At 73.2% G+C, this 22,914-nt stretch carries 20 protein-coding genes; 10 read left to right on the top strand and 10 right to left on the bottom strand.

All coding sequences use genetic code 11. The features are described 5' to 3' along the window. The first annotated feature begins 165 nt into the window (after positions 1-165). Both JT721_RS00670 and meaB read left to right on the top strand, forming a co-directional pair. A complete protein-coding gene (locus JT721_RS00670) occupies positions 166-1,368 on the top strand; it encodes an acetyl-CoA C-acetyltransferase (RefSeq protein WP_205470961.1) in 1,203 nt (400 codons plus the stop codon). Continuing rightward, positions 1,352-2,317 (top strand): methylmalonyl Co-A mutase-associated GTPase MeaB, encoded by a 966-nt coding sequence (gene meaB, locus JT721_RS00665; protein WP_205470960.1) that lies wholly within the window; start codon positions 1,352-1,354, stop codon positions 2,315-2,317. Before JT721_RS00670 ends, meaB begins: the two co-directional genes overlap by 17 nt. A 222-nt stretch (positions 2,318-2,539) precedes the next feature. Here meaB and JT721_RS00660 read toward each other — a convergent pair whose 3' ends face one another. Continuing rightward, a complete protein-coding gene (locus tag JT721_RS00660; protein WP_205470959.1) occupies positions 2,540-3,115 on the bottom strand; it encodes a DinB family protein in 576 nt (191 codons plus the stop codon). Positions 3,116-3,195: 80 nt separating this feature from the next. On the opposite strand from JT721_RS00660, the gene JT721_RS00655 reads away from it, so the two are divergent. From JT721_RS00655 to JT721_RS00640, 4 genes are all read left to right on the top strand, one after another. Continuing rightward, a complete protein-coding gene (locus JT721_RS00655) occupies positions 3,196-3,855 on the top strand; it encodes a VOC family protein (protein WP_205470958.1) in 660 nt (219 codons plus the stop codon). Between the two features lie 119 nt (positions 3,856-3,974). Beyond that, positions 3,975-4,136 carry a hypothetical protein gene (locus JT721_RS00650; protein ID WP_205470957.1) on the top strand — a complete coding sequence of 54 codons (162 nt, stop codon included), beginning with the start codon at positions 3,975-3,977 and terminating at the stop codon, positions 4,134-4,136. A 31-nt stretch (positions 4,137-4,167) separates the two neighbouring features. After that, entirely contained in the window at positions 4,168-4,671 is a 504-nt protein-coding gene (locus JT721_RS00645) for a PH domain-containing protein (protein WP_205470956.1), read from the top strand. A gap of 58 nt (positions 4,672-4,729) precedes the next feature. Continuing rightward, complete coding sequence (locus JT721_RS00640; RefSeq protein ID WP_205470955.1) at positions 4,730-5,281, top strand: MmcQ/YjbR family DNA-binding protein; 552 nt, start codon at positions 4,730-4,732, stop codon at positions 5,279-5,281. 4 nt (positions 5,282-5,285) lie between these two features. On the opposite strand, the gene JT721_RS00635 is transcribed toward JT721_RS00640, so the two are convergent. Further along, complete coding sequence (locus tag JT721_RS00635; protein WP_205470954.1) at positions 5,286-6,536, bottom strand: endonuclease/exonuclease/phosphatase family protein; 1,251 nt, start codon at positions 6,534-6,536, stop codon at positions 5,286-5,288. Positions 6,537-6,633: 97 nt separating this feature from the next. Between JT721_RS00635 and JT721_RS00630 the strand changes: the two genes are divergently transcribed. Together JT721_RS00630 and JT721_RS00625 are read left to right on the top strand one after the other, a co-directional pair. Beyond that, positions 6,634-7,602: a tetratricopeptide repeat protein gene (locus tag JT721_RS00630; protein ID WP_205470953.1), complete on the top strand. Its 969-nt coding sequence runs from the start codon at positions 6,634-6,636 to the stop codon at positions 7,600-7,602. 10 nt (positions 7,603-7,612) lie between these two features. Beyond that, complete coding sequence (locus JT721_RS00625; RefSeq protein WP_205470952.1) at positions 7,613-8,035, top strand: hypothetical protein; 423 nt, start codon at positions 7,613-7,615, stop codon at positions 8,033-8,035. Here JT721_RS00625 and JT721_RS00620 read toward each other — a convergent pair. Next, on the bottom strand, positions 7,990-8,931 hold the full coding sequence (locus JT721_RS00620) for a LysR family transcriptional regulator (protein ID WP_205470951.1): 942 nt from the start codon (positions 8,929-8,931) through the stop codon (positions 7,990-7,992). The genes JT721_RS00625 and JT721_RS00620 overlap by 46 nt on opposite strands. A gap of 74 nt (positions 8,932-9,005) precedes the next feature. On the opposite strand from JT721_RS00620, the gene JT721_RS00615 reads away from it, so the two are divergent. Then, positions 9,006-9,944, top strand: a complete 939-nt coding sequence (locus JT721_RS00615; protein ID WP_205470950.1) for an EamA family transporter — start codon at positions 9,006-9,008, stop codon at positions 9,942-9,944. Here the strand turns inward: JT721_RS00615 and JT721_RS00610 are convergent. The 7 genes from JT721_RS00610 to JT721_RS00580 all read right to left on the bottom strand — a co-directional run bounded on the left by JT721_RS00610 (position 9,855) and on the right by JT721_RS00580 (position 20,092). After that, on the bottom strand, positions 9,855-10,268 hold the full coding sequence (locus tag JT721_RS00610; protein ID WP_205470949.1) for a universal stress protein: 414 nt from the start codon (positions 10,266-10,268) through the stop codon (positions 9,855-9,857). The two genes, JT721_RS00615 and JT721_RS00610, sit on opposite strands and share 90 nt — an antisense overlap. 4 nt (positions 10,269-10,272) lie before the next feature. Next, positions 10,273-11,808: an APC family permease gene (locus JT721_RS00605; protein WP_205470948.1), complete on the bottom strand. Its 1,536-nt coding sequence runs from the start codon at positions 11,806-11,808 to the stop codon at positions 10,273-10,275. Positions 11,809-11,933: 125 nt separating this feature from the next. Next, complete coding sequence (locus JT721_RS00600) at positions 11,934-12,689, bottom strand: NUDIX hydrolase (protein ID WP_205470947.1); 756 nt, start codon at positions 12,687-12,689, stop codon at positions 11,934-11,936. Between the two features lie 32 nt (positions 12,690-12,721). Next, complete coding sequence (gene glgB, locus JT721_RS00595) at positions 12,722-14,941, bottom strand: 1,4-alpha-glucan branching protein GlgB (RefSeq protein WP_205470946.1); 2,220 nt, start codon at positions 14,939-14,941, stop codon at positions 12,722-12,724. Continuing rightward, positions 14,938-16,374: a hypothetical protein gene (locus tag JT721_RS00590; RefSeq protein ID WP_307827745.1), complete on the bottom strand. Its 1,437-nt coding sequence runs from the start codon at positions 16,372-16,374 to the stop codon at positions 14,938-14,940. The genes glgB and JT721_RS00590 overlap by 4 nt, the downstream gene beginning before the upstream one ends. Next, the gene (gene treS, locus JT721_RS00585; RefSeq protein ID WP_240339871.1) at positions 16,371-18,092 is read right to left on the bottom strand and encodes a maltose alpha-D-glucosyltransferase; all 1,722 of its coding nucleotides are present in this window, start codon (positions 18,090-18,092) and stop codon (positions 16,371-16,373) included. Before treS ends, JT721_RS00590 begins: the two co-directional genes overlap by 4 nt. Positions 18,093-18,106: 14 nt before the next feature. Continuing rightward, a complete protein-coding gene (locus JT721_RS00580; protein WP_205470944.1) occupies positions 18,107-20,092 on the bottom strand; it encodes an alpha-1,4-glucan--maltose-1-phosphate maltosyltransferase in 1,986 nt (661 codons plus the stop codon). 201 nt (positions 20,093-20,293) lie between these two features. On the opposite strand from JT721_RS00580, the gene glgP reads away from it, so the two are divergent. Next, the gene (gene glgP / locus JT721_RS00575) at positions 20,294-22,873 is read left to right on the top strand and encodes an alpha-glucan family phosphorylase (RefSeq protein WP_205470943.1); all 2,580 of its coding nucleotides are present in this window, start codon (positions 20,294-20,296) and stop codon (positions 22,871-22,873) included. Positions 22,874-22,914 lie beyond the last annotated feature (41 nt).

Raw genomic sequence — 22,914 nt, 5'->3', positions numbered from 1 at the left:
CTCATGGTCGTACGACGGCCGCGGCCGCAGCAGCAGGTTGTGACATGTGCCTCACGAGCGCCCCTGCGCAGCCCATGGCCAGCGATGTGACCGGTGAGTATCGTCGCCAAGGAGCCGGTGCCCGTGCCGAGGAGGCCCGCTCTCGTTCCCCACTGGAGGAAAGTCATGTCCGACGCCCGTCAGACCAGTGTCATCGTCGCCGGTGCGCGCACCCCGATCGGCCGCCTGCTCGGCGGCCTGAAGTCCCAGTCGGCCGCCGACCTGGGCGGGGTCGCGATCAAGGGAGCGCTGGAGAAGGCCGGGATCTCCGGCGACCAGGTCGACTACCTGATCATGGGCCAGGTGATCCTGGCCGGGGCCGGCCAGAACCCCGCCCGCAAGGCCGGCATCGCCGCGGGCCTGCCCTGGAACATCCCCTCGATCACCATCAACAAGGTGTGCCTGTCGGGCCTCAACGCCATCGCGATGGCCGACCAGCTGATCCGCGCCGGCGAGCACGAGGTCGTCGTGGCCGGCGGCATGGAGTCGATGACCCAGGCCCCCCACTTCCTCGCCGGCTCGCGCGAGGGCGTGAAGTTCGGCGACACCAAGCTCGTGGACTCGATGGCGTACGACGCGCTCTACGACCAGGCCACCCAGCAGGCGATGGGCGGGCTGACCGAGCAGGTCAACGCCGAGGGCGTGAAGCTCACCCGCGAGGAGCAGGACGCGTTCGCCGCCGCCTCGCACCAGAAGGCCGCCGCGGCGTGGAAGAACGGCGTCTTCGACGACGAGGTCGTGCCGGTCTCGATCCCGCAGCGCAAGGGCGACCCGGTCGTGGTGACCGCCGACGAGGGCGTGCGCGGCGACACCACCGCCGAGTCGCTGGGCCGCCTGCCCGCGGCGTTCGCCAAGGACGGCACCATCACCGCCGGCTCGGCCTCGCAGATCTCCGACGGCGCCTGCGCGGTGGTCGTGATGAGCAAGGCCAAGGCCGAGGAGCTCGGCCTGGAGTGGCTGGCCGAGATCGGCGCGCACGGCATGGTCGCCGGCCCCGACTCCAGCCTCCAGCTGCAGCCGGCCAACGCCACCAAGCGGGCCTGCGAGAAGGAGGGCATCGCGCCCACCGACCTCGACCTGGTGGAGTTCAACGAGGCGTTCGCAGCGGTGGGCATCGAGTCGACCCGCGCCCTGGGCCTGGACGAGTCGAGGGTCAACGTCAACGGCGGCGCGATCGCGCTCGGCCACCCGGTCGGCATGTCCGGCGCCCGCGTCGTGCTGCACCTCGCGCTGGAGCTCAAGCGCCGCGGCGGCGGCGTCGGCGCGGCCGCGCTGTGCGGTGGCGGCGGGCAGGGCGACGCGCTGATCGTGCGTGTCCCGCAGGGCTGAGCAGGTCCCCGACCTCGTCGCGCGGGCCCGGGACGGTGAGTCCCGGGCCGTCGCGCGGCTGATCTCGCTGGTCGAGGACGAGTCACCGCTGCTGCGCGAGGTGATGGCCGCGCTGGCGCCGTACGGCAGCCGGGCGCGGGTCGTGGGCATCACCGGCTCGCCGGGCGTGGGCAAGTCGACCTCGACCAACGCGCTGGTCCGCGAGCTGCGGGCGGCGGGGCGCCGGGTCGGTGTGCTCGCCGTGGACCCGTCGTCGCCGTTCTCCGGGGGCGCGCTGCTCGGCGACCGGGTGCGGATGGGCGACCACGCGCTCGACGAGGGCGTCTACATCCGCTCGATGGCGGCCCGCGGGCACCTCGGCGGTCTGGCCTGGACGACGCCGCAGGCGCTGCGGGTGCTCGACGCGGCCGGCTTCGACGTGGTGCTGATCGAGACCGTCGGCGTGGGGCAGTCGGAGGTCGAGGTCGCCGGGCTCGCCGACACGACGGTCGTGCTGCTCGCGCCCGGACTCGGCGACGGGATCCAGGCGGCCAAGGCCGGGATCCTCGAGATCGGCGACCTCTACGTCGTCAACAAGGCCGACCGCGACGGCGCCGACCAGGTGCGCCGCGACCTGCGCTCGATGCTGAAGCTGGCCGAGCGGACCGAGGGGGCCTGGCGGCCGCCGGTGCTCGCCACGGTGGCCCAGTCGGGTCGCGGCGTCGCGGAGGTCGTGGCCGCCCTCGACGACCACCACGCCTGGCTCAGCGAGCACGGCGAGCTCGAGCGCCGCCGGGTCCGCCGGGCCCGTGACGAGATCGAGGCCATCGCCCTTACCGCGCTGCGCGCCGGGTGGGCCGGCGTACACGGTGCCACCGACCTCGACGTCCTCGCGGCCGCCGTCGTCGGCGGCGAGACCGACCCCTACGCCGCCGCGGACCGCCTGCTCGAGTCCGCCCCGCGGGGGTAGTCCCGGACGTTGTGGTCGGGTCCGACCCGCTGGTGGGGGCCATTTCGTCCGGGACTACCGGCCCGCGGCGGGGATAGTCCCTGACGTTTCCGGGGTCGGCGGGCCGGCTAGGTGCCGCAAACGTCAGGGACTATCCCGCCGGGCCCGCTGGGGTAGTCCCGGACGACGTGGTCGGGTCCGGGCCTCCGGAGGGGGCCGTTTCGTCCGGGACCACCGCACCGGTCAGGCCATCGACCGCTGGCCGTCGAGCGACTCCCGGATGATGTCGGCGTGGCCGGCGTGCTGGGTGGTCTCGGCGATCAGGTGGAGCAGGACCCGGCGGGCCGACCAGCGCGCACCCTCGGGGAACCAGGGGGCGGCGGGCAGCGGCTGGGAGGCGTCGAGGTCGGGCAGGGTGCGCACCAGCTCGTCGGTGCGGGCGGCGACGGCGTCGTAGTCGTCGAGCAGGCCGGCGAGGGTCTCGCCCTCGACCATCCGGAAGGCGTCCTGGTACGCCCGCACCTCAGGCGGCGGGTTGGTCCAGTCGATGGCGTCCCAGTCGATCTGAGGCAGCTCGGCCGGCCCGTCGACGATGAAGTCGGCCCACATCCGCTCGGTGGCGGTGACGTGCTTGACCAGGCCGGCGAGCGTGAGCTCGCTGACGGTCGTGCGCTCCGCCGCCTGGACGTCGGTGATGCCCTGCGCGGTGAAGCGGAACAGGGCGCGGTGCTTGTGGAGGGTGTCGAGGAGGTCGGCGCGCTCGGGGTCGAGCAGGGACGCGGGGGCGGGATCGGTCTGGGTGCTCTGATCGGTGGTCATGACGAAGACGCTACGGGCCATAGAGGTCAGTTCCTGACCGCTTTCAGGTTCCTGGTGCGGAACTTCCTAGAGTCGGTCCTGTGAGCCCACCCCGCGCCGTGCCGGTGCTGCCGTGCGCCTCCCTCGACGACGCCGAGCGGTTCGCGGCCGCGCTGGGGTTCGGGGTCGTGCACCGCCGCGAGCAGCCCGAGCCCTATCTCGTGCTCCGCGACGACGACGGCATCGAGGTGCACTACGCCGAGGTGCCGGGTCTGGCGCCCGACGACTCGGTGGCGTCGTGCCTGGTCGTCGTGCCCGACCCGCGGGCGGTCTACGAGCGGTGGGCCGCCGGGTTGCGGGCCCGGTACGGCGAGCTGCCGACCACCGGCGTGCCGCGGGTCGTGCCGCCCCGCGGTCGCGAGGGCGACCGGGCGTCGTTCACGGTCGTCGACGTCGGCGGCAGCTGGTGGCGGGTGGTGCCCGAGCGGATCGACGCCGAGGAGCCGATCACCCCCGGCGGGCCACTGCGCCGGGCGCTGGCCCGGGCGCGGGTGCTCGGCGACGACGAGGCCGCCCCGCTGCGGGCGCGGGCGGCGCTGCGGGCCGCCTGGACCGGTGCCGGTCGCGGTGAGCCCGAGGCCGATCGGCGCGAGGCGGCGACCTACCTGGCCGAGCTGGCGCGGCGCTGCGACGACGAGGAGGACGCCCGCGAGTGGCAGGACGTCGCCGACCGGATCGCCGGGGGCGCCGGGCCGGGCTGACCCGCCCGCCGGCAGGCCAGCGCGCCTCCGTCGTCCGGGCGCCCGGCTTTGGTACCAATGTGACGAGCCGCGTCTCGGACCCTCGTGGCGTGCCCGCACCACCGACGGAGGAGAGAGCCATGCAGAAGGCGGTCGTCGCCATCCTCGTGGTGTTCCTCGGCTTCTGGATGTTCACCGATCCCTCCGGCCTCGCTGACGCCGCGCAGTCGGCCGGCGGCGGGCTCTGGACCTGGACCCAGGACCTGTTCCGGGCGCTGATCGACTTCCTCGGCGAGCTGTAGCCGGGGCAGGCCCGTGACGTCGATCGGCTCGATGACGGAGCCGAACATCCGCAAGCACCTCCTCCGTGACGAGGGCGAGGTGATCGTCGACGAGGTACGCCGGCACTGGGTGGCCTTCGTGGTGCCGTTCGCTGAGCTCGCCGGCGCCTTCGTGCTGCTGCTGGCCTCGCTCGTGGTCGACCTCGACCTGGCTGGCCTGCTGCTCCTGCTGGCGATCGGGCTGCTGCTGCACGGCGGGTGGGGTGCGCTGCGCGAGCACCGCGACCGGTTCGTGATCACCAACATGCGGGTCTTCCGGGTGCACGGCGTGCTCACCTCCAACCTGGCCACCATGCCGCTGCACCGGATCCTCGACATCGCCGTCAAGAAGCCGGTGACCGGCCGGATCCTCGGCTACGGCCACTTCGTCTTCGAGTCAGCGGCGCAGGAGCAGGGCCTGCGCGACATCCGTTACGTCGGCCGGCCCGACGAGCGCGACCTCGCCATCCAGCGGGTGGTGCAGCGCTCTGGCCTGCGGGGCCCCCGGGTCAACTGAGCGCCGACTCGGGCGCATCGTGGGCCCGTCTGTCGGCAGGCCGTGCTTGGCTGCCGTCGTGGTGACCTCCGACGACGTCCGCGCGGTGGCGCTGGCGCTGCCGCGGGCCTACGAGCGCCTGGTCGGCGGCCGCTGGAAGCTGCGGGTGGGCCAGATCGTGTTCTGCGCGTTCAGCCGCGACGAGACCGCGATGGGGTTCGGCTACCCCCGCGACGCCCGCGACGGGCTGGTGGACGGCGACCCGGACACGTTCTTCCTGCCGCCGGCGCGGGACCTGCGCTACCAGTGGGTGTGCGCGCGCCTCGACCGGCTCGACCCCGACGAGATGCGCGAGCTGGTCACCGACGCCTGGCGGATGTGCACGCCGCGGATGCTGCACGACCTGCCGGAGCAGCCGCCGCCGACCGCGGCCGCTTGGGCGGCGATGGACGCCGGCGATCTCGCGACGCTGGCCGACCTGCTCGACCCCGAGGTCCGGTTCCGCGACCGCCGCCTCGAGGTGCTCGGCCGCACGGCGCTGCTCGAGCACCTGCGCCACCACCCGGCGCCCCGGCCGCCGGACGAGGTCGAGGTGCGCGACGGCCGGGTCCGACGCTGGGAGCGGGGTTGAGCGATCAGGGACGCACGTCGACCCAGACGGCCCGGTGGTCCGAGCTCGGGAAGGGGTACTCGCCGGTCAGCCGCGAGAGCGGGTCGGACGGCACCGGCCAGAAGACGCCGGCACCGCGGACCCGCAGGTGGCGCGACGGCAGCACGTAGTCGGCGCGCAGGTTGCCCGGAGCGGTGTCGGCGAAGTCGGCGGTGTCGAGGCGCGGGTCCGACGCGTGGGTGAGGTTGGCGCCGCCCTGCCGCGCCGCGGCGTCGGCGCCGCCCGCCGAGGCGGGTCGCGGGTCGGTCACGCGCGGGTGCTCGAGCAGCTGCTGGATGGCGCCGGGCACCGAGTCGCCGTCGCGCGGGTCGCTGTTCTGGTCGCCCGCGATCACGAACGACGCGTGCCGGGGCAGGCCACCGTGCCGGCCGCGGTCGTCGTAGATGTAGCGCCGGCCGGCGACGTAGTCGGCCCAGAACCGGATCTCGTCGTGGTTGCGGGTGCCGTTGCGGTCCTCGGTCCCGTCGAAGGTGGGCGGGGTGGGGTGCGAGACGAGGAAGTGCACGGTGCGTCGCCCGACCCGCACGGGCACGTCCCAGTGGGACTTGCTCGAGAGCCGTACGTCGCGCAGCTCGGCTGGGGAGTACCAGTCGGCCGGTGCGGGCGTGGCCGGGTCGTCGGGCAGCAGGGCGCCCGGCAGGTCGGCCCAGCGGAAGTGCTGGAAGGTGCGCGCCGACCGGTGGTCGATCGGGTAGCGGCTCAGCACCACCATGCCGTACTGGCCGGGGAACTCGCCGAACCCGTAGGCGTCGTTGCCGCCGCCCACCGCGCCGTTGTTGTCGAGGTCGTGCCCGCTCGGGACGCCGGTGTTGGAGGGCGCCACGAACGCGTGGGGGTAGTGGATGGGGCGGGCCCCGCCCTGGCCGACCTCGAGGTAGTTGTCGCGGAACAGGTCGACGGCCCGGCCGCCGGGCACGTAGTCGAACTCGTTGAGCAGCAGCACGTCGGGGCGGGTGCGCTGGACGATCTCGGCCACCGTGGCGGCCTGGGCGTCGTCGCGCGTGGACAGGTCGGCCACCAGCTCACCCGCGCCGGCGCGGTTGAGCGAGGCGTTGAACGTCTCGAACCGGACGGTGGCGCCGTGGTGGTGGGGTTGGTAGGGACGGGCCCCGCGGTCCGGGTGCGGTCCGGGGTGGCGACCACCGGCGACCGCGGTGGCGGGGGCGAGCAGGACGAGCGAGGTGGCGACGGCGACGGCCGCCCGAGAGATGGCCATGCCTCCACCCTCGTACGCCGCGCCGCCCCGGTCACCGACCGCAGGACGAACACCGGGTGACGCGCGGCCGCCGGGCGCGGCTCCCTAGGATTGCCCCATGACGCAGCAGCCGTTCTCCCGTCCGGGCGCGATCGACCTGTCCGCGCTCAAGCGACCCGCCTCCCCGCCGCCGGGCGGCCCCGCGGCCCCCGGCGCACCCGGTGCCCCCGGCGCTCCCGGCGGGGCCGGTGTCGCGGGCGGCTCGTCGTACTCGGTGGAGGTCACCGAGCAGAACTTCCAGTCCACCGTCGAGGCGTCGATGACGGCCCCGGTGCTGCTGGCCTTCCACTCCCCGAGCCGGATGCCGGAGAGCACGCGGCTGGCGCGCGACCTGGCGACGGTGGCCGAGGAGTACGAGGGCCGGTTCCTCGCCGGTCTCGTCGACATCGACGCGGTTCCGGCGATCGCCCAGGCGATGCAGATCCCGTCGGTGCCGCTCGTGGTGGCGGTGCTCGACGGCCGTCCGGCGCCGCTGCTGCAGGACGCGCTGCCGATCGACGAGCTGCGCGGCGCCCTCAACCAGGTGATGCAGCAGCTCACCGCCCAGGGCATGACCGGTCGCCACCAGCCCCGTTCGGCCGCGCCGGCCGACGGCGTCGACGGCGAGCCGGCCGGTGACCCGCGCTACGCCGCCGCCGAGGCCGCCCTGGAGGCCGACGACTACGAGGGCGCGGTCGCGGAGTACCAGAAGCTGGTCGACGCCAACCCCGCCGACAGCGAGGCGGCCGCGGGGCTGGCGATGGCCACGGTGCTGCTGCGCACGAAGGGCGTCGACATCGCCGCCGCCCGCGAGGCGGCCGCCGCCAACCCCGACGACGTCGACGCCCAGACGCTGGTCGCCGACCTCGACCTGCTCGGGGGTCACGTCGACGACGCTTTCGCCCGGCTGGTCGAGCTGGTCCGGCGGACGGCGGGCGCAGACCGCGACCGGGCGCGCGAGCACCTGATCGGGCTGTTCGGGGCGGTCGGCAACGACGACCCGCGGGTGCTGCGCGGCCGCCAGAACCTCGCCTCGGCGCTGTTCTGAGGTGGCCGCGATGACCCCGCTCGCCCTGCGCACCGGCACGACGCGCTACGCGATCACCGGCGTGCTGCTGGCCGTGGTGGGGCTGGCCGTGGCCGCCTGGCTGGTGGTCGACCTGGTGTCCGGCGACCACCGCGGGCTGCTCACCGTGGTCGCCCGGGGCGCCGCAGCCGTCGGCTGGCTGGCGCTCGCCGCGGTGGGGCTGAGCGACCGGGCCGTGCCACGCGGGCTGCTGGTCGGCGTGGTGGGCCTGGTGACGGCGCTGGTCGCGCTGGTCGCGGGGCTGGTCGTGACGCCGGACGACTTCGCCGGCCTGGTGGCCGGTGGCCCGGACACCGGCGAGGGCGCGCGCCGCCTCGGCGTGGTGCTGCTCGCGCTGCTGGTCGCCGGCTACGCCTGGTCGCGGGTGCGCGCCTGGCGTCGGTCGCGCTCCTGATCGGCACGGGTCGCCCGAAGCGCCGCCAGGGTGGCCGCGACCGCGGGTGACTCGCCCATGCTGCGCCGGTGGACCGCGAGGATGCCCCGGCGGGGCGCCGGGTCGGTGACCTCCACCGCGACGAGGCGGTCGCCCAGCGGGGCCCGGCCGAGCCGTGGCACCAGCGCGACGCCCAGCCCGGCGCGCACCAGCGCGAGGTGCGACTCGAACTCCATCGACTCGTGCACCACCCGCGGCAGCCGCCCGGTCCCGTCGTGCATCCGCACCAGCCACTCGCGGCAGATGGTCTCGACGGGGGTGGCGATCCAGTCGACGTCGGCCAGGTCGCCCGGGGTGACGCACGCCTTCGAGGCGAGCGGGTGGTCGCGGTGGACGACCAGGTCGGCCAGGTCGCTGCCGACCTCCTCCGCGTGCACGTGGTCGGGGATGGCCAGGGAGACGTGGCCCCAGGCGTGCACCAGGCCGAGCTCGACGTGCCCGGCGGCCACCAGCGCGATCGTGTCCCAGGGCTCCTTCTCGGTGAGCGCCACCGACAGGTCCGGGTGGTCGCGCAGCAGCGAGCTGACGACCGGCGCGACCAGCCCGCGCATCGCGGTCGAGAACGCCGCCAGCCGCAGGTGCCCGGCGACCGCGCCGGCGCGGTGGTGCAGCACCGACTCCAGCCGCTCGAGGTCGGTGAGCAGCCGGCCGCCCTCGTCGACGAGGTGCCGGCCGTGGCGGGTGAGCATCACGCCGCGGCCGACCCGCTCGAGCAGCGGTACGCCGGTCTGCCGCTCCAGGCGCTTGACCTGCTGGGAGACGGCGCTCGGGGTGTAGCCCAGGGCCTCGGCGGCCGCGACCACCGAACCGTGCACGTCGACCGCGCGCAGCGCGGCCAGGGCGGCGAGGTCGATCATGTAGTGACGCTACCGGAAACCGTGCACGAACGTTCGCTGGTGCTGCACGGTCGCGGGCCGGGAGCATGGCGGGCATGGATCGGCGCGATTCCCTCCTGGCCGCCCTCGTGGCCACGATCTGGGGCTTCAACTTCGTGGTCATCGACTGGGGCATGGCCGGCGTGCCACCGCTGCTCTTCGTCGCGGTGCGGTTCGCGGTGGTGCTGCTGCCCGCGGCGCTCTGGCTGCGCCGCCCGCCCGCGCCCTGGCGCACGGTCGCGGCCGTCGGGGTGTTCATGTCGTTGGGCCAGTTCGGCTTCCTCTACGCCTCGATGGCCGCCGGTCTCCCGCCCGGCCTGGCGGCCCTGGTGCTGCAGGCGCAGGTGGTCTTCACGATCGTGATCGCCGCCGGGGTGCTGCGCGAGACCCCCTCGGGCGCCCAGGTGGCCGGCGTCGTCCTCGGTTGCGTCGGGCTGGCCGTGGTCGCCGTCGGGCGCGGCGGCTCGGTGCCGCTCGCGGCGCTGGGCCTGTGCCTGCTGGGTGCGCTGTCGTGGGGGATCGGCAACGTCGTGGCCCGCGCCGCCCGCGTCGGTGGCGGCCTGTCGCTCACGGTCTGGTCGGCCGGGGTCGTGCCGGTGCCCGCGCTGGCGCTGTCGCTGCTGGTCGACGGGCCGGCCGCGGTGGCCGACGGGTTCGCGGCGTTCGGGTGGCAGGCGCTGCTCTCCACGCTCTACACGGCGGTGCTCGCCTCGCTGGTCGGCTACGGCGTCTTCAACACCCTGCTCGCGCGCAACCCGTCGGCCGCCGTGGTGCCCTGGGTGCTGCTGGCGCCGGTGGTGGCGATGACCTCGGCGTGGCTGCTGCTCGACCAGGTGCCGAGCGCCGGCGAGGCGGTGGGCGGGCTGCTGCTCGTGACGGGCGTGCTCGTGGCGGTGCGGACCCGCTCAGCCGGCCGGGACGCAGAGCACCGGCCGGTTGCTCAGGTGGAGGAGCTTGTGGGGGGTCGAGCCGAGCATCGCGCCGCGGATGGGTGACTCGCCGTTGGTGCCCACCACGATGACCGTGGCGTCGACCAGGTCGCCCACCTGCACCAGCGCGTCGGCGGGCTTGGCGTCGACCAGCTCGACGCGCGCGGTCACCCCGGCGGCGGTGGCCCGCTCGAGAGCGTGCGAGGTGGCGGTGCGGCCCATCTCGCGCAGCGCGTCGCGGTGGGAGCGCAGCTCGTCGCCCATGCCGCCCGGCGGGGCGGCGCCGTAGACCAGCACCAGCTCCTCGCCGTACCTGGTCGCCACCTCGATGGCGACCTCGAGCGCCCGGTCCGCGCCCGGCGACTCGTCGTAGCCCAGCACCACGGCCATCGGATCAGCCCTCCAGTCCGTCGGGGTCGGGGCGCGGGGCCTTGAGCCCGTGCACCACGTCGGGGTCGGGGAGCGAGGGTCGCTCGTCCCAGTAGCGTCGGTCCTGCACCCGCCACACGACCATGAACACCACGCCGGCGAGGAACACGGCCACGCCGATGACCAACGGCGGGCCGACGCCCAGCCAGGACTGGCCGCTGTAGGAGTTGTCGGGGTCGGCCATGTCGCGCACCGAGAGCACCAGCAGCCAGAGCAGCAGCACGGCGCCGACCACCGGCGCGATCCCGATGAGCACCAGGTTGCGAGCGCTCTCGGTGAGGTGCTTGCGGTAGTAGACCGCGCAGGCGATGCCGGTGAGGGCGTAGTAGAAGGCGATCAGCAGGGCCAGCGCGGTGAGCGAGTCGAAGAGCGCGTTCTCGCTGACCTGGTACATGCCGACGTACCAGACGATCGCGATGGCGGCCACGGTCCAGGTGCTGACGTCGGGCGTGCGGTGGGTGGGGTGGATCCGCCCGATCGGGCGCGGGATCGCGCCGCGCCGCGCCATCGACAGCCCGGTGCGCGAGGCGGGCAGGATCGTGGTCTGGGTGGAGGCGATCGCGGCGGTCGAGACCGAGAGCAGCAGGATCCAGTCGAAGCCGCCGAGCACCTCCGAGGCGAGGTAGGCGAAGACGAACTCCTCCTCCCCGGCGTTGTCGTCGAGCCACTGGGTGCCGGCGAACGCGACGACGGCGATCGCCACCGACACGTAGGTCACCAGCAGCATCACCGTCGAGAGCAGGGCGGCCCGGCCCGGGGTCTTGTCGCCGTCGGTCGTCTCCTCGCTGAGGTTGACCGCCGATTCCCAGCCCCAGTAGGCGAACACGCCGAGCAGCAGGCCCGAGCTGAGCGCCGCGCCGCCGGCGCCGAACGGGTTCAGCCAACCCAGCGACGGGGTGATCTCGTCGAGCGGGCTGTCGCCGTCGACGGCCCGGTAGATGGCGACCGCGGCGAAGACCAGCAGCGAGACGACCTGGATCAGGATCAGCACGTTCTGCAGGCGGGCCGAGACGTCGGTGCCGAGCACGCAGATCCACGTCATCAGCAGCACCAGCGCGACGGCGAGCGGGATCCGGATCCAGGCGTTGTCGCCGGCCTCGACCAGGCTGTCGCTGCCGAGCAGCTCACCGAAGCCGTAGAGCCCGAACCGGATGCCGACGTCGGCCAGCGAGCCGACGATCAGCACGCCGGTCATCATGATCGCCCAGCCGCCGATCCAGCCGAACCACGGCCCGAGGGCCCGGGTCACCCAGCTGAACGTCGTGCCGCAGTCGGGGTCGACCCGGTTGAGGTAGAGGAACGCGGTGGCGATCAGCGCCATCGGCACGAACGACGCGATCAGGATGCCGGGGGCGTTGACCCCGGCCAGCGCGGTGACGGCGCCGATGATCGCAGCGAGCGAGTACGCCGGCGACGTGGACGCCAGCCCGATCACGACGGCGTCGACGAAGCCGATCGCCCCCGGCTTGAGCTGTGCCTCCTGGGCTCGTGCCTCTGCCATGACCACACCCCTCATGCGTCGTGTGGGCCATGTCTAGTGCATCCACCCCGCTCTCGGGAACCGTCCGCCACGCATTTCGTGTCGGAGCAGGGGTCGCACGCGTGAAATCGTCGTCAGGACGGGGTTCAGCGACCGCTCTCGGTGTACGCCGGGCTGGCGCCGCCCAGGTTGGCGAGCGCCGACTCCAACCGCCGGGCGGTGAACTCCGCGCACCGCTCCCGGGCCTCCTCGACGGTGCAGAACGCCGCCGAGCGGATCTCGCGGGCCTCCTTGACGATGCGGTCGGTGAGCGAGGCGTCGTGGACGCCCCCGTCGAAGACCAGGCAGAGCGCGTCGTCCCACCCGCTCCAGGGCGGCAGCCAGTCGGTGAGCAGCAGCCGCCCGGCGGGGATGGTCAGCGCGAGCTCCTCCTCGACCTCGCGGGCGACCGCGAGCTGGGGTGACTCACCCACCTCGACCACGCCGCCGGGCAGGTCCCAGTCGGACTTGTAGGTGAGCTGGCACAGCAGCACCCGATCGTCGGGGTCGCGCACCAGCATCTGCGCGATCGCGCGCTTGCGCGGCAGGAACGAGTTGAGCAGGGCCCGGAAGCCCTCCGGCTCGTGGGCGGGCAGGTCGTCGGCGAGCCGCGCGTAGACGACCCGATCGACGACCTCGTCGTCGACCGTCACCCCGCGCATCACGCCCTCGCGCCGCATGCCGGCCCAGGTCGCGACCCGCATCGCGGCCTCGTCGCCCGGGTCGACGTGCGCCTCCACCCGGGGGTGGGCGGTGAGCGCCGCCTCGACCTCGCGACGGACGTCGTCGACGGCCGCGCCGGGTGCCCAGCTGATCCGGGCCACGCCGTCGCTGACGGTCACGGTCGTGGTCGGATCGCTCACGAGGACAGGGTAGTGGGGACCGGGAGGGTCGATCAGGCGCGGCGGCGGAACCACACGGTGGCCAGCGGCGGCACCACCACGTCGGCGTGGGCGGGCTGGCCGCTCCACTCGCCCTCCACCGCCTCGACCGAGCCGAGGTTGCCCACGCCGGAGCCGGTGTAGGAGGTGGCGTCGGTGTTGAGGACCTCGTCCCAGGTGCCCGCCGCGGGCAGCCCGAGCCGCAGGCCGTCGTGGGGGAGCGGGGAGAAGTTCGAGACGCACACCAGCTCGGGCTCGTCGCCCCCCGAGCGCCGGACGAACGAGAAGACGTTGCGGCCGGCGTCGTTGGCGTCGATCCACTGGAAGCCCGCGGGGTCGTTGTCGAGGGTCCAGACCGAGGGGGTGTCGGTGTAGGCGTGGTTGAGGTCGCGCACGAGCGCGTGCACCCCGCGGTGCTCGGGGTGGTCCAGCAGCCACCAGTCGAGCTCGCGCGACTCGGCCCACTCCGACTCCTGGCCGATCTCGGCGCCCATGAACAGCAGCTGCTTGCCGGGGTGGGCCCACATGTAGGCGAGGTAGGCGCGCAGCGTCGCGAGCTGCTGCCACCGGTCGCCGGGCATCTTGCGCAGCAGCGAGCCCTTGCCGTGGACGACCTCGTCGTGGCTCAGCGGCAGCACGAAGTTCTCGGCGAAGGCGTAGACCAGCGCGAAGGTCATCTCGCTGTGGTGGTGGACCCGGTGGATGGGGTCGCGCTGCAGGTAGCCCAGTGAGTCGTGCATCCACCCCATGTTCCACTTGAAGCCGAAGCCGAGCCCGCCCGAGGACGTCGGGCCGGTGACCTGCGGCCACGACGTCGACTCCTCCGCGATCGTCGTCACGCCGGGGACCCGGCGGTAGACGGTGGCGTTCATCTCCTGGAGGAACTGCACCGCCTCGAGGTTCTCGTGACCGCCGTGCACGTTGGGCGACCACTCGCCCGGCTGGCGGGCGTAGTCGAGGTAGAGCATCGAGGCGACGCCGTCGACGCGCAGCCCGTCGGCGTGGAACTCCTCGAGCCAGTAGATCGCGTTGGCGTAGAGGAAGTTGCGCACCTCGTTGCGGCCGAAGTTGAAGATGTGGGAGCCCCACTCCTGGTGCCAGCCGCGCTGGGGGTTGGGGTCCTCGTAGAGCGGGGTGCCGTCGAAGCGCGCCAGCGCCCACGGGTCGGTGGCGAAGTGGCCCGGCACCCAGTCGAGGATCACGCCGATGCCCGCCTGGTGCAGCCGGTCGACGAGCAGCTTGAAGCCGTCGGGGTCGCCGAAGCGGGAGTCGGCCGCGAAGTACGACGTCACGTGGTAGCCCCACGAGCCGCCGAACGGGTGCTGCATCACCGGCATCAGCTCGACGTGGGTGAAGCCGAGGTCGGAGACGTACGCCGGCAGCTCGTCGGCCAGCTGCTCCCACGTGCGGCCCCGCCGCCAGGAGGCGAGGTGCACCTCGTAGACCGACATCGGGGCGGCCACCGGCTGACGCCCGGAGCGCTCGGTCATCCACGCGTCGTCGCCCCACGCGTAGGTCGACTCGTGCACCCGCGACGCGGTGGCCGGCGCGGTCTGGCTCCACCGCGCCATCGGGTCGGCCTTGCGCCGCCACTCGCCGTCGGCGCCGAGCACGTCGTAGTGGTAGGTGGTGCCGTGCCCGACGCCGGGGACGAACAGCTCCCAGACGCCCGAGGTGCCGAGCTGGCGCATCGGCAGCGTGCGCACGTCCCACTCGTTGATCTCGGTGGCCAGCCGCACCCCGCGGGCGCCCGGCGCCCACACCGCGAACGCGGTCCCGGTGACCGGGTCGGCCCCCGGTGCCTCGTAGTGGTGCACCCGGGCGCCGAGCACGGTCCACAGCTGCTCGTGGCGGCCCTCGTTGATCAGGTGGAGGTCGACCTCGCCCAGTGTGGGCAGGAACCGGTAGGGGTCGTCGGCCTCGGCGGGCGAGCCGCCGTAGGTCGTGACGACGCGGTACTCCGGCACCTCGGCCACCGGCAGCACGCCGACCCAGACGCCGTCCTGCTCGTGGGCCAGCTCGACCTCGGCCCAGCCGCCGCCGGCGACCCGGTGGCGCACCACCACGGCCTCGGCCAGGGGCTTGAGCACCCGCACGGTGACGGCGCCGCCGTGCGGGTGGGGGCCGAGCACGGCGTGCGGGTCACCGTGCTCACCGGCGACGAGCCGACCGAGGTCGGCAGGGTCGACGGGACGCGGGTCGCCGGGCTGGGGGGTGCGGGCGGGGGTGGTCATACGGCTCCGATCCGGGCCACGGCCTCGAGCGGGATCTCGACCCAGGTGGGACGGTTGCGGGTTTCGTAGACGGTCTCGTAGACGGCCTTGTCGGCCACGTAGGCGTCGAGCAGCACCTTCTGGTCGGCGGTCAGCGGTCCGTCGGCGTACGCCGAGAGGAACGCCTCGCGCGCCCGGCTCGACCACTCGCGGCTGCGGATGACGAGCTGGGCCTCCTCGACGGCGTCCTCGCCCCCGTGGACGTCGCGGCCCTGCCGGGTGACGGCATGGGGTGCGTAGTCGAAGGAGCGCAACATGCCGGCGACGTCGCGCCACACCGAGTCGGGCAGCAGCCGCTCGGCCAGCGGCTTGGCGGGCTCTCCCTCGAAGTCGACGATCTTCCAGCCCAGCGCGGTGCGCAGGGTCTGGCCGAGGTGGAGGTCGCCGTGCACCCGCTGCACCGGCAGCTCGCCGAGGTCGGCGACCCGGTCGAAGGCGGCGGTCAGCCGCTGCACGTGGGCGGCCAGACCGGGCACGACGTTGGCGGCCTCGCGCAGCCGTCGGACCATCGCCGCGGCCACCTCGGGGGCGGCGACGGTGTCGGTGCCGAGCACCAGCAGCTGCTCGTGGACCTCGCGCAGCGCCGCACCGAGGCGGGCGGCCTCGCCGGCGAAGTCGCCGCCCGACTCGGCCGCGGCGGTCTCGGGCTCGGCGAACAGGGTGCGCACGCTGCCCAGCGCCAGGTCCCAGCCGTCGGTGGCGGTGCGCAGGAACTTCTGCAGCATCGCGAGCTGGACCACCGAGTCGGTGGGCTCGTCGACGACGTCGACCCAGCCGTAGAGCGGGGCGACGTGCTCGGAGCCGGCGCGGGTCAGCGCCTCGTGGATCTGGATGTCGGGGTTGAGGCCCGGGGTGATCTTGCGGAACACCTTGAGCACCGCGTCGTCGCCGAAGGCCACCGAGGAGTTGGACTGCTCGCCGGAGAACAGAGTCGAGTGCGCCTCGAGGTCGATCTCGTGCTCGCCCACGGTGTGGAATGCCAGCCCGGAGCGGTCGGCGGCCTCGCCGGCGGTGCTCACCGAGAAGGCGCGCTGCCAGCAGGCCATCGCCTCGCGGTCGTGCAGGGCGTCGTAGGCGTGCACCCAGCCCCGCTCGGGGTCCTCCCACCAGCCGACGAAGGCGTGGTCGAGCCGGCCCTGCGGGTCGGTGTAGAGGGCCAGCGGCACCTGGTAGAGCTCGGTGTCGGGCTGCTGGCCGTCGTCGTAGCTGACCTCGACGACGTGGACGACGACCCACGGGCTGTCGTCGAGCCGGCCCGGCACCTCGCCGAGCGTGCGCACGTCGCTGACCCGCAGCGGGCGGCCCTTGCCCCCGAACCAGCGGGTGCGCTCGAGGTAGGAGGCCAGGTCGTCGGGGGACGGCGAGGCCGCCCCCTGGTGGCTGGTGTCGGTCACAGCAGCGGTCCCTCCTCCGGCTGCTCGGGACTGATCAGCCGGAACCAGTAGAAGCCGTAGCCGCCCGGGGTGAGCAGGTAGGGCAGCTCGCCGATCGAGGGGAACGGCACGCCACCGAGCAGCTCGATCGGCACCATCCCCTCGTAGCGGCGCAGGTCGAGCTCGACGGGCTGCGGGAAGCGGGAGAGGTTGTTGACGCACAGCAGCACGTCGGTGCGCCCGTCGGCGTCGGTGTACTCGCGGGTGTAGCTCAGCACGGCGGCGTTGGAGCCGCCGAGGTCGGTGAAGGTGCCCAGGCCGAACGCCGGGTGGCGGCGTCGGGCCTGGATCATCCGCCGGGTCCAGTGCAGCAGCGACGACGGGTTCTCCAGCTGGGCCTCGACGTTCACCGACTGGTAGCCGTAGACGGGGTCCTGGATCGCCGGCAGGTGCAGCTTGCCGGGGGTCGCGGCGGAGAAGCCGGCGTTGCGGTCGGGGGTCCACTGCATCGGCGTGCGGACGCCGTCGCGGTCGCCGAGCCAGATGTTGTCGCCCATGCCGATCTCGTCGCCGTAGTAGAGGACGGGGGAGCCGGGAAGCGAGAGCAGCAGCGCGGTGAACAGCTCCATCTGGTTGACGTCGTTGTCGAGCAGCGGGGCCAGTCGACGCCGGATGCCGATGTTGGCCTTCATGCGGGGGTCCTTGGCGTACTCGTCCCACATGTAGTCGCGGTCCTCGTCGGTGACCATCTCGAGGGTCAGCTCGTCGTGGTTGCGCAGGAAGATGCCCCACTGGCAGTTGTCGGGGATCTCCGGGGTCTGCTCGAGGATCTCCGAGATCGGGAACCGCGACTCCCGCCGCACCGACATGAAGATGCGGGGCATCACCGGGAAGTGGAAGGCCATGTGGCACTCGTCGCCGCCGGTCTCCGGGTCGCCGAAGTACTCGACGACGTCGGCGGGCCACTGGTTGGCCTCGCACAGCAGCACCCGGCCGGGGTAGTTGTCGTCGACGAACCGCCTGACCTTCTTGAGCATCTCGTGGGTCTCGGGCAGGTTCTCGCCGTTGGTGCCGGGTCGCTCGTAGAGGTACGGGACGGCGTCGAGGCGGAAGCCGTCGAGGCCCATGTCGAGCCAGAAGGCCATCGCCTTCAGCATCTCCTCGTGGACCTTCGGGTTGTCGAAGTTGAGGTCGGGCTGGTGGGAGAAGAACCGGTGCCAGTAGTACTGCTGGCGCACCGGGTCCCAGGTCCAGTTCGAGGGCTCGGTGTCGACGAAGATGATCCGCGCGTCCTGGTAGAGCTCGTCGGTGTCGCTCCACACGTAGAAGTCGCCGTAGGGGCCGTCGGGGTCCTCGCGGCTGGCCTGGAACCACGGGTGGGCGTCACTCGTGTGGTTCATGACGAAGTCGATGATCACCCGGATGCCGCGGGCGTGGGCGGCGTCGAGGAACTCGTGGAAGTCGTCGACCGTGCCGATCTCGGGGAGCACGCCGGTGTAGTCGGCGACGTCGTAGCCGCCGTCGCGCAGCGGCGAGGTGAAGAACGGCGGGATCCACAGGCAGTCGACCCCGAGCCACTCGAGGTAGTCGAGCTTCTCGGTGAGACCGCGGAAGTCGCCGGTGCCGTCGCCGTTGCTGTCGCGGAACGACCGCACCAGCACCTCGTAGAACACCGCGGTCTTGAACCAGTCGGGCGTCGACACGTGCGAGGGGGACCCGCCGGTCGTCGAGGCTGGCATCGGGGGGATCGAGGTCATCGGCTGCTCCGGACCGTGAGGACGTGGGCCGGCTCGTGGCCCGGGTCGAGACGGACGTAGTTGTGCTGGCTCCAGGTCCACTCCTCGCCGGTGATCTCGTCGTGCACGACGAACGAGTCGCCCCAGGCCAGTCCCAGGGCCGGCAGGTCGAGGTGGACGATGGTCTCGCGGGTGCCGTGCGGGTCGAGGTTGACCACCACCACGACCGTGTCGACCGCGCCGGGCAGCTGCCCGGCGGTGGTCTTGCTGTAGACGAGCACCGAGTCGTCGTCGCTGGCGTGGACGGTGACGTTGCGCAGCAGCTGGAGGGCGCGGTGGTCGCGGCGCACCTCGTTGAGCCTGGTGAGGTACGGCGCCAGGCTGCGTCCCTCCGCCGCGGCGGCGTCCCAGTCGCGCACCCGTACCTGGTACTTCTCCGAGTCGAGGTACTCCTCGCTGCCCGGCCGCACCGCGACGTGCTCGAAGAGCTCGTAGCCGGCGTAGACGCCCCAGCTCGGCGAGCCGGTCGCGGCCAGCACCGCCCGCACCTTGAACGCCGCCGGACCGCCGTACTGGAGGTAGGAGTGGAGGATGTCGGGGGTGTTGACGAAGAAGTTCGGCCGCATCACGTGGTCGGTCTCCCGCGACACCTCGACGAGGTAGTCCTCGAGCTCGCGCTTGCCGGTGCGCCAGGTGAAGTAGGTGTAGCTCTGGTGGAAGCCCACGGCGCCGAGGCCCTGCATCATCGCCGGGCGGGTGAACGCCTCCGACAGGAAGACGACGTCGGGGTCGGTGCGCCGCACCTCCTTGAGCAGCCACTCCCAGAACGCCAGCGGCTTGGTGTGGGGGTTGTCGACGCGGAAGATCCGCACCCCGTGCGCCATCCAGTGCCGCACCACCCGCAGCACCTCGCGGCAGATGCCGACCGGGTCGTTGTCGAAGTTGACGGGGTAGATGTCCTGGTACTTCTTGGGCGGGTTCTCGGCGTAGGCGATGGTGCCGTCGGCGCGGGTGGTGAACCACTCCGGGTGGGAGGTCACCCACGGGTGGTCGGGCGCGGCCTGCAGGGCCAGGTCGAGGGCGACCTCCAGGCCGAGCGAGGTCGCCCGCGCCACGAAGGCGTCGAAGTCGTCGAGGGTGCCGAGGTCGGGGTGGACGGCGTCGTGGCCGCCGTGGCGCGACCCAATGGCCCACGGCGAGCCGGGGTCGTCGGGACCCGGGGTGAGGGTGTTGTTGGGCCCCTTGCGGTTGACCTCGCCGATCGGGTGGATCGGCGGCAGGTAGATGACGTCGAAGCCCATCGCCGCGACCGCGTCGAGGCGCTCGGCCGCCGTGCGCAGGGTGCCGGCGCGCACGGTGCCGTCGGCGTCGCGGGTGGCGCCCTCCGAGCGCGGGAAGAACTCGTACCAGCTGCCGAACAGGGCCCGCGGCCGGTCGGCGTAGATGCGGTAGGGGCCCTCGGCGGTGACCAGCTCGCGCACCGGGTGGGCGGCCAGCACCGCCTCGAGGCCGGGGTCCTGGAGCGCGGCCAGGCGGGCCGCGGGCGGGCGGTCGGTGTCGGCGGCGGTCTCGATCGCGGCCCGGACCAGCGCGTGGTCGGGGGAGCCGGCGGGCAGGTCGGCGAGCACCTGCTCCAGCAGCAGCCCGCCCTCGGTGAAGACCAGCTCGACGTCGACCCCGGCCGGGACCTTGACCGCGGCGTGGTGCTGCCAGGTAGCGACGGGGTCGGACCAGGCGCTGATCTCGAAGGTCCAGCTGCCGCCGTCGTCGGGCAGCAGCCACGCCTCGAAGCGGTCGGGCACGTCGTCGACCGGCGTCATCCGCACCGGCGGCCGGCGCTCGCCGTCCGGGCCGGTGAGGACCACCTCGGCGCCGAGCCGGTCGTGACCCTCCCGGAACACCGTGGCGCGCACGGGGAACGGCTCGCCGACGGTCGCCTTGGCCGGTTGGCGGCCGAGGTCGACGACGGGGGTGACGTCCATGACGGGGATACGGCCGACCATTGCTCCAACCTAGCGAGGGACGATCGCCGCGACGTCAGCGCGTCGGGGCGGTCGCCGGGGACGGCGACGTCCCTCCAGTCGCCACTCGGTGCGACTTTCAACCCGCCCCGTCCGCTGGTCGGGCAGGCGTTCGTCGGCGGCCCCCGCGACGGCGGCGCCGAACTGTTGGATCGATCCAAGATCCGCGCTAGCGTGCCGAGGGTGCGAGCGATCAGACGATTCACGGTCCGTCCTGTCCTGCCGCCCGCCCTGGGTGCCCTCGGCGATCTCGCCGGCAACCTCCGGTGGTCGTGGCACCCACCGACCCAGGACGTCTTCGCGGCGGTCGACCCGCAGGTGTGGCAGTCGGTGCAGCACGACCCGGTGCGCCTGCTCGGTGCCGTCGACGCCGCCCGCTTCGAGGAGCTCGCCCACGACCAGGGCTTCCTCGACCGGCTCGGCGCGGCCAAGGCCGACCTCGACGCCTACCTCTCCGGCGACCGCTGGTACCAGCAGCGGGTGCCGGACGGGCCGCGCGCGATCGGCTACTTCTCCCCGGAGTTCGGCATCACCGCGGTGCTGCCGCAGTACTCCGGCGGGCTCGGCATCCTCGCCGGCGACCACCTCAAGGCCGCCAGCGACCTCGGGGTGCCGATCGTCGGCGTCGGCCTGCTCTACCGCCACGGTTACTTCCAGCAGTCGCTCTCGCGCGAGGGCTGGCAGCAGGAGACCTACCCCGTCCTCGACCCCGACGAGCTGCCGATCTCGCTGCTCCGTGAGGCCGACGGCACCCGCGCCACCATCTCGATCGACCTGCCCGACGGGCCGCCGCTGGTGGCCCGGATCTGGGTGGCCAGCGTCGGCCGGGTGCCGCTGCTGATGCTCGACACCGACGTCGAGGGTAACCCCGACCACTACGTCGACGTCACCGACCGGCTCTACGGCGGCAACACCGAGCACCGGCTGCGCCAGGAGCTGCTGCTCGGCGTCGGCGGGGTGCGGGCGCTGCGCGTCTACAGCCGGATCACCGGCGCGCCTGAGCCCGAGGTGTTCCACACCAACGAGGGCCACGCGGGCTTCCTCGGCCTGGAGCGGATCCGCGAGCTCACCGTCGACCCGTCCGGGCCCGGACTCGACTTCGACACCGCGCTCGAGATGGGTCGCGCCTCGACGGTCTTCACGACCCACACCCCGGTGCCGGCGGGCATCGACCGGTTCCCGCGGTCGCTGGTCGAGCAGTACTTCAGCGAGGGCGGCGCCACGCCCGGCGTGCCGGTCGAGCGGATCCTGCCGCTCGGCAGCGAGGACTACGACGGCGGCGACCCCGCGGTGTTCAACATGGCGGTGATGGGCTTCCGGCTGGCGCAGCGCGCCAACGGCGTCTCGCTGCTCCACGGGCACGTCAGCCGCGGCATGTTCAACGGCCTGTGGCCGGCCTTCGACGAGGCCGAGGTGCCGATCGGCTCGATCACCAACGGCGTGCACGCGCCCACCTGGGTCGCCCGCGAGGTCTTCGACCTGGCCGCCGCCCAGGGGGCCGACCCCTTCGGGGACGACGCCGACTCGTTCTGGGCGGCCGTCGACAAGATCCCCGCCCAGGACATGTGGGCGGTCAAGCGCCGGCTGCGTGAGCGGCTGGTCGAGGACGCCCGGAGCCGGCTGGCCCAGGCGTGGGAGAAGCGCGGTGCGGCGCCGGCCGAGCTCGGCTGGATCGACGGCGCGCTCGACCCCGACGTGCTGACGATCGGGTTCGCGCGCCGGGTGCCGTCGTACAAGCGGCTGACGCTGATGCTGAGCGACAAGGAGCGGCTCAGGTCGCTGCTGCTGCACCCCGAGCGGCCGGTCCAGCTCGTGATCGCCGGCAAGTCCCACCCGGCCGACGACGGCGGCAAGAAGCTGATCCAGGAGCTCGTGCAGTTCGCCGACGACCCGGAGGTCCGGCACCGCATCGTCTTCCTGCCCAACTACGACATCGCGATGGCACAGCCGCTCTACCCCGGCTGCGACGTGTGGCTCAACAACCCGCTGCGCCCCTACGAGGCCTGCGGCACCTCGGGGATGAAGGCCGCCCTCAACGGTGGGCTGAACCTCTCGATCCTCGACGGCTGGTGGGACGAGTGGTACGACGGCAGCAACGGCTGGGCGATCCCGTCGGCCGACGGCGTCGACGACCCCGACAAGCGAGACGACCTCGAGGCCGCGGCGCTCTACGACCTGGTCGAGAACGAGGTCGCGCCCCGCTTCTACGACGTCGGGCCGGACGGCACGCCGGGTCGCTGGCTGGAGATGGTGCGCCACACGCTGAAGTCGCTCGGCCCCAAGGTGCTGGCCACCCGGATGGTCCGCGACTACGTGCGCGAGCTGTACTCCCCGGCCGCCACCAACGCCCGGTCGCTCAACGCCGACTACGCCGGCGCGGCCCGGCTGGCTGCGTGGAAGACCCGGGTGCGCTCGGCCTGGCCGTCGGTGCGCGTCGAGCACATCGAGAGCAGCGGCCTGGGCGACGCCCCCGAGGTCGGGCAGCAGCTGTCGGTGCGGGCCTTCGTCGCGCTGGGCGAGCTGTCGCCCGACGAGGTGGAGGTGCAGCTGGTGCACGGTCGGATCGACACCGAGGACCGGCTCGGCGACCCCGAGGTCTCCCCGCTGCACCTGGCCGAGAGCTACGAGGGCGGCCGGCACCGCTTCGACGTCGACGTCGCGCTGCACCACAGCGGCGCCTTCGGCTACACGGTGCGTGTGGTGCCGCGCAACGAGCACCTCACCTCGCCCGCCGAGCTCGGGGTGGTCGCGCTCGCGGTCTGAGCGTCCCGACCCGCGGCGTTCGGTAAAGAGAACCGCTCACC

It is taken from the genome of Nocardioides sp. SYSU D00038, from assembly GCF_016924665.1.
GTDB lineage: Bacteria > Actinomycetota > Actinomycetes > Propionibacteriales > Nocardioidaceae > Nocardioides.
This window is presented reverse-complemented; position numbering and strand designations above follow the sequence as displayed.

Coding starts and splice junctions, on each gene's coding strand:
- JT721_RS00650 (WP_205470957.1), top strand. CDS start 3,975: ATGCAGAAGGCGGTCGTCGCCATCCTCGTGGTGTTCCTCGGCTTCTGG.
- JT721_RS00670 (WP_205470961.1), top strand. CDS start 166: ATGTCCGACGCCCGTCAGACCAGTGTCATCGTCGCCGGTGCGCGCACC.
- JT721_RS00645 (WP_205470956.1), top strand. CDS start 4,168: ATGACGGAGCCGAACATCCGCAAGCACCTCCTCCGTGACGAGGGCGAG.
- JT721_RS00660 (WP_205470959.1), bottom strand. CDS start 3,115: ATGACCACCGATCAGAGCACCCAGACCGATCCCGCCCCCGCGTCCCTG.
- JT721_RS00635 (WP_205470954.1), bottom strand. CDS start 6,536: ATGGCCATCTCTCGGGCGGCCGTCGCCGTCGCCACCTCGCTCGTCCTG.
- JT721_RS00615 (WP_205470950.1), top strand. CDS start 9,006: ATGGATCGGCGCGATTCCCTCCTGGCCGCCCTCGTGGCCACGATCTGG.
- JT721_RS00630 (WP_205470953.1), top strand. CDS start 6,634: ATGACGCAGCAGCCGTTCTCCCGTCCGGGCGCGATCGACCTGTCCGCG.
- JT721_RS00620 (WP_205470951.1), bottom strand. CDS start 8,931: ATGATCGACCTCGCCGCCCTGGCCGCGCTGCGCGCGGTCGACGTGCAC.
- glgB (WP_205470946.1), bottom strand. CDS start 14,941: ATGACCACCCCCGCCCGCACCCCCCAGCCCGGCGACCCGCGTCCCGTC.
- JT721_RS00625 (WP_205470952.1), top strand. CDS start 7,613: ATGACCCCGCTCGCCCTGCGCACCGGCACGACGCGCTACGCGATCACC.
- JT721_RS00605 (WP_205470948.1), bottom strand. CDS start 11,808: ATGGCAGAGGCACGAGCCCAGGAGGCACAGCTCAAGCCGGGGGCGATC.
- treS (WP_240339871.1), bottom strand. CDS start 18,092: ATGCCAGCCTCGACGACCGGCGGGTCCCCCTCGCACGTGTCGACGCCC.
- JT721_RS00610 (WP_205470949.1), bottom strand. CDS start 10,268: ATGGCCGTGGTGCTGGGCTACGACGAGTCGCCGGGCGCGGACCGGGCG.
- JT721_RS00580 (WP_205470944.1), bottom strand. CDS start 20,092: ATGGTCGGCCGTATCCCCGTCATGGACGTCACCCCCGTCGTCGACCTC.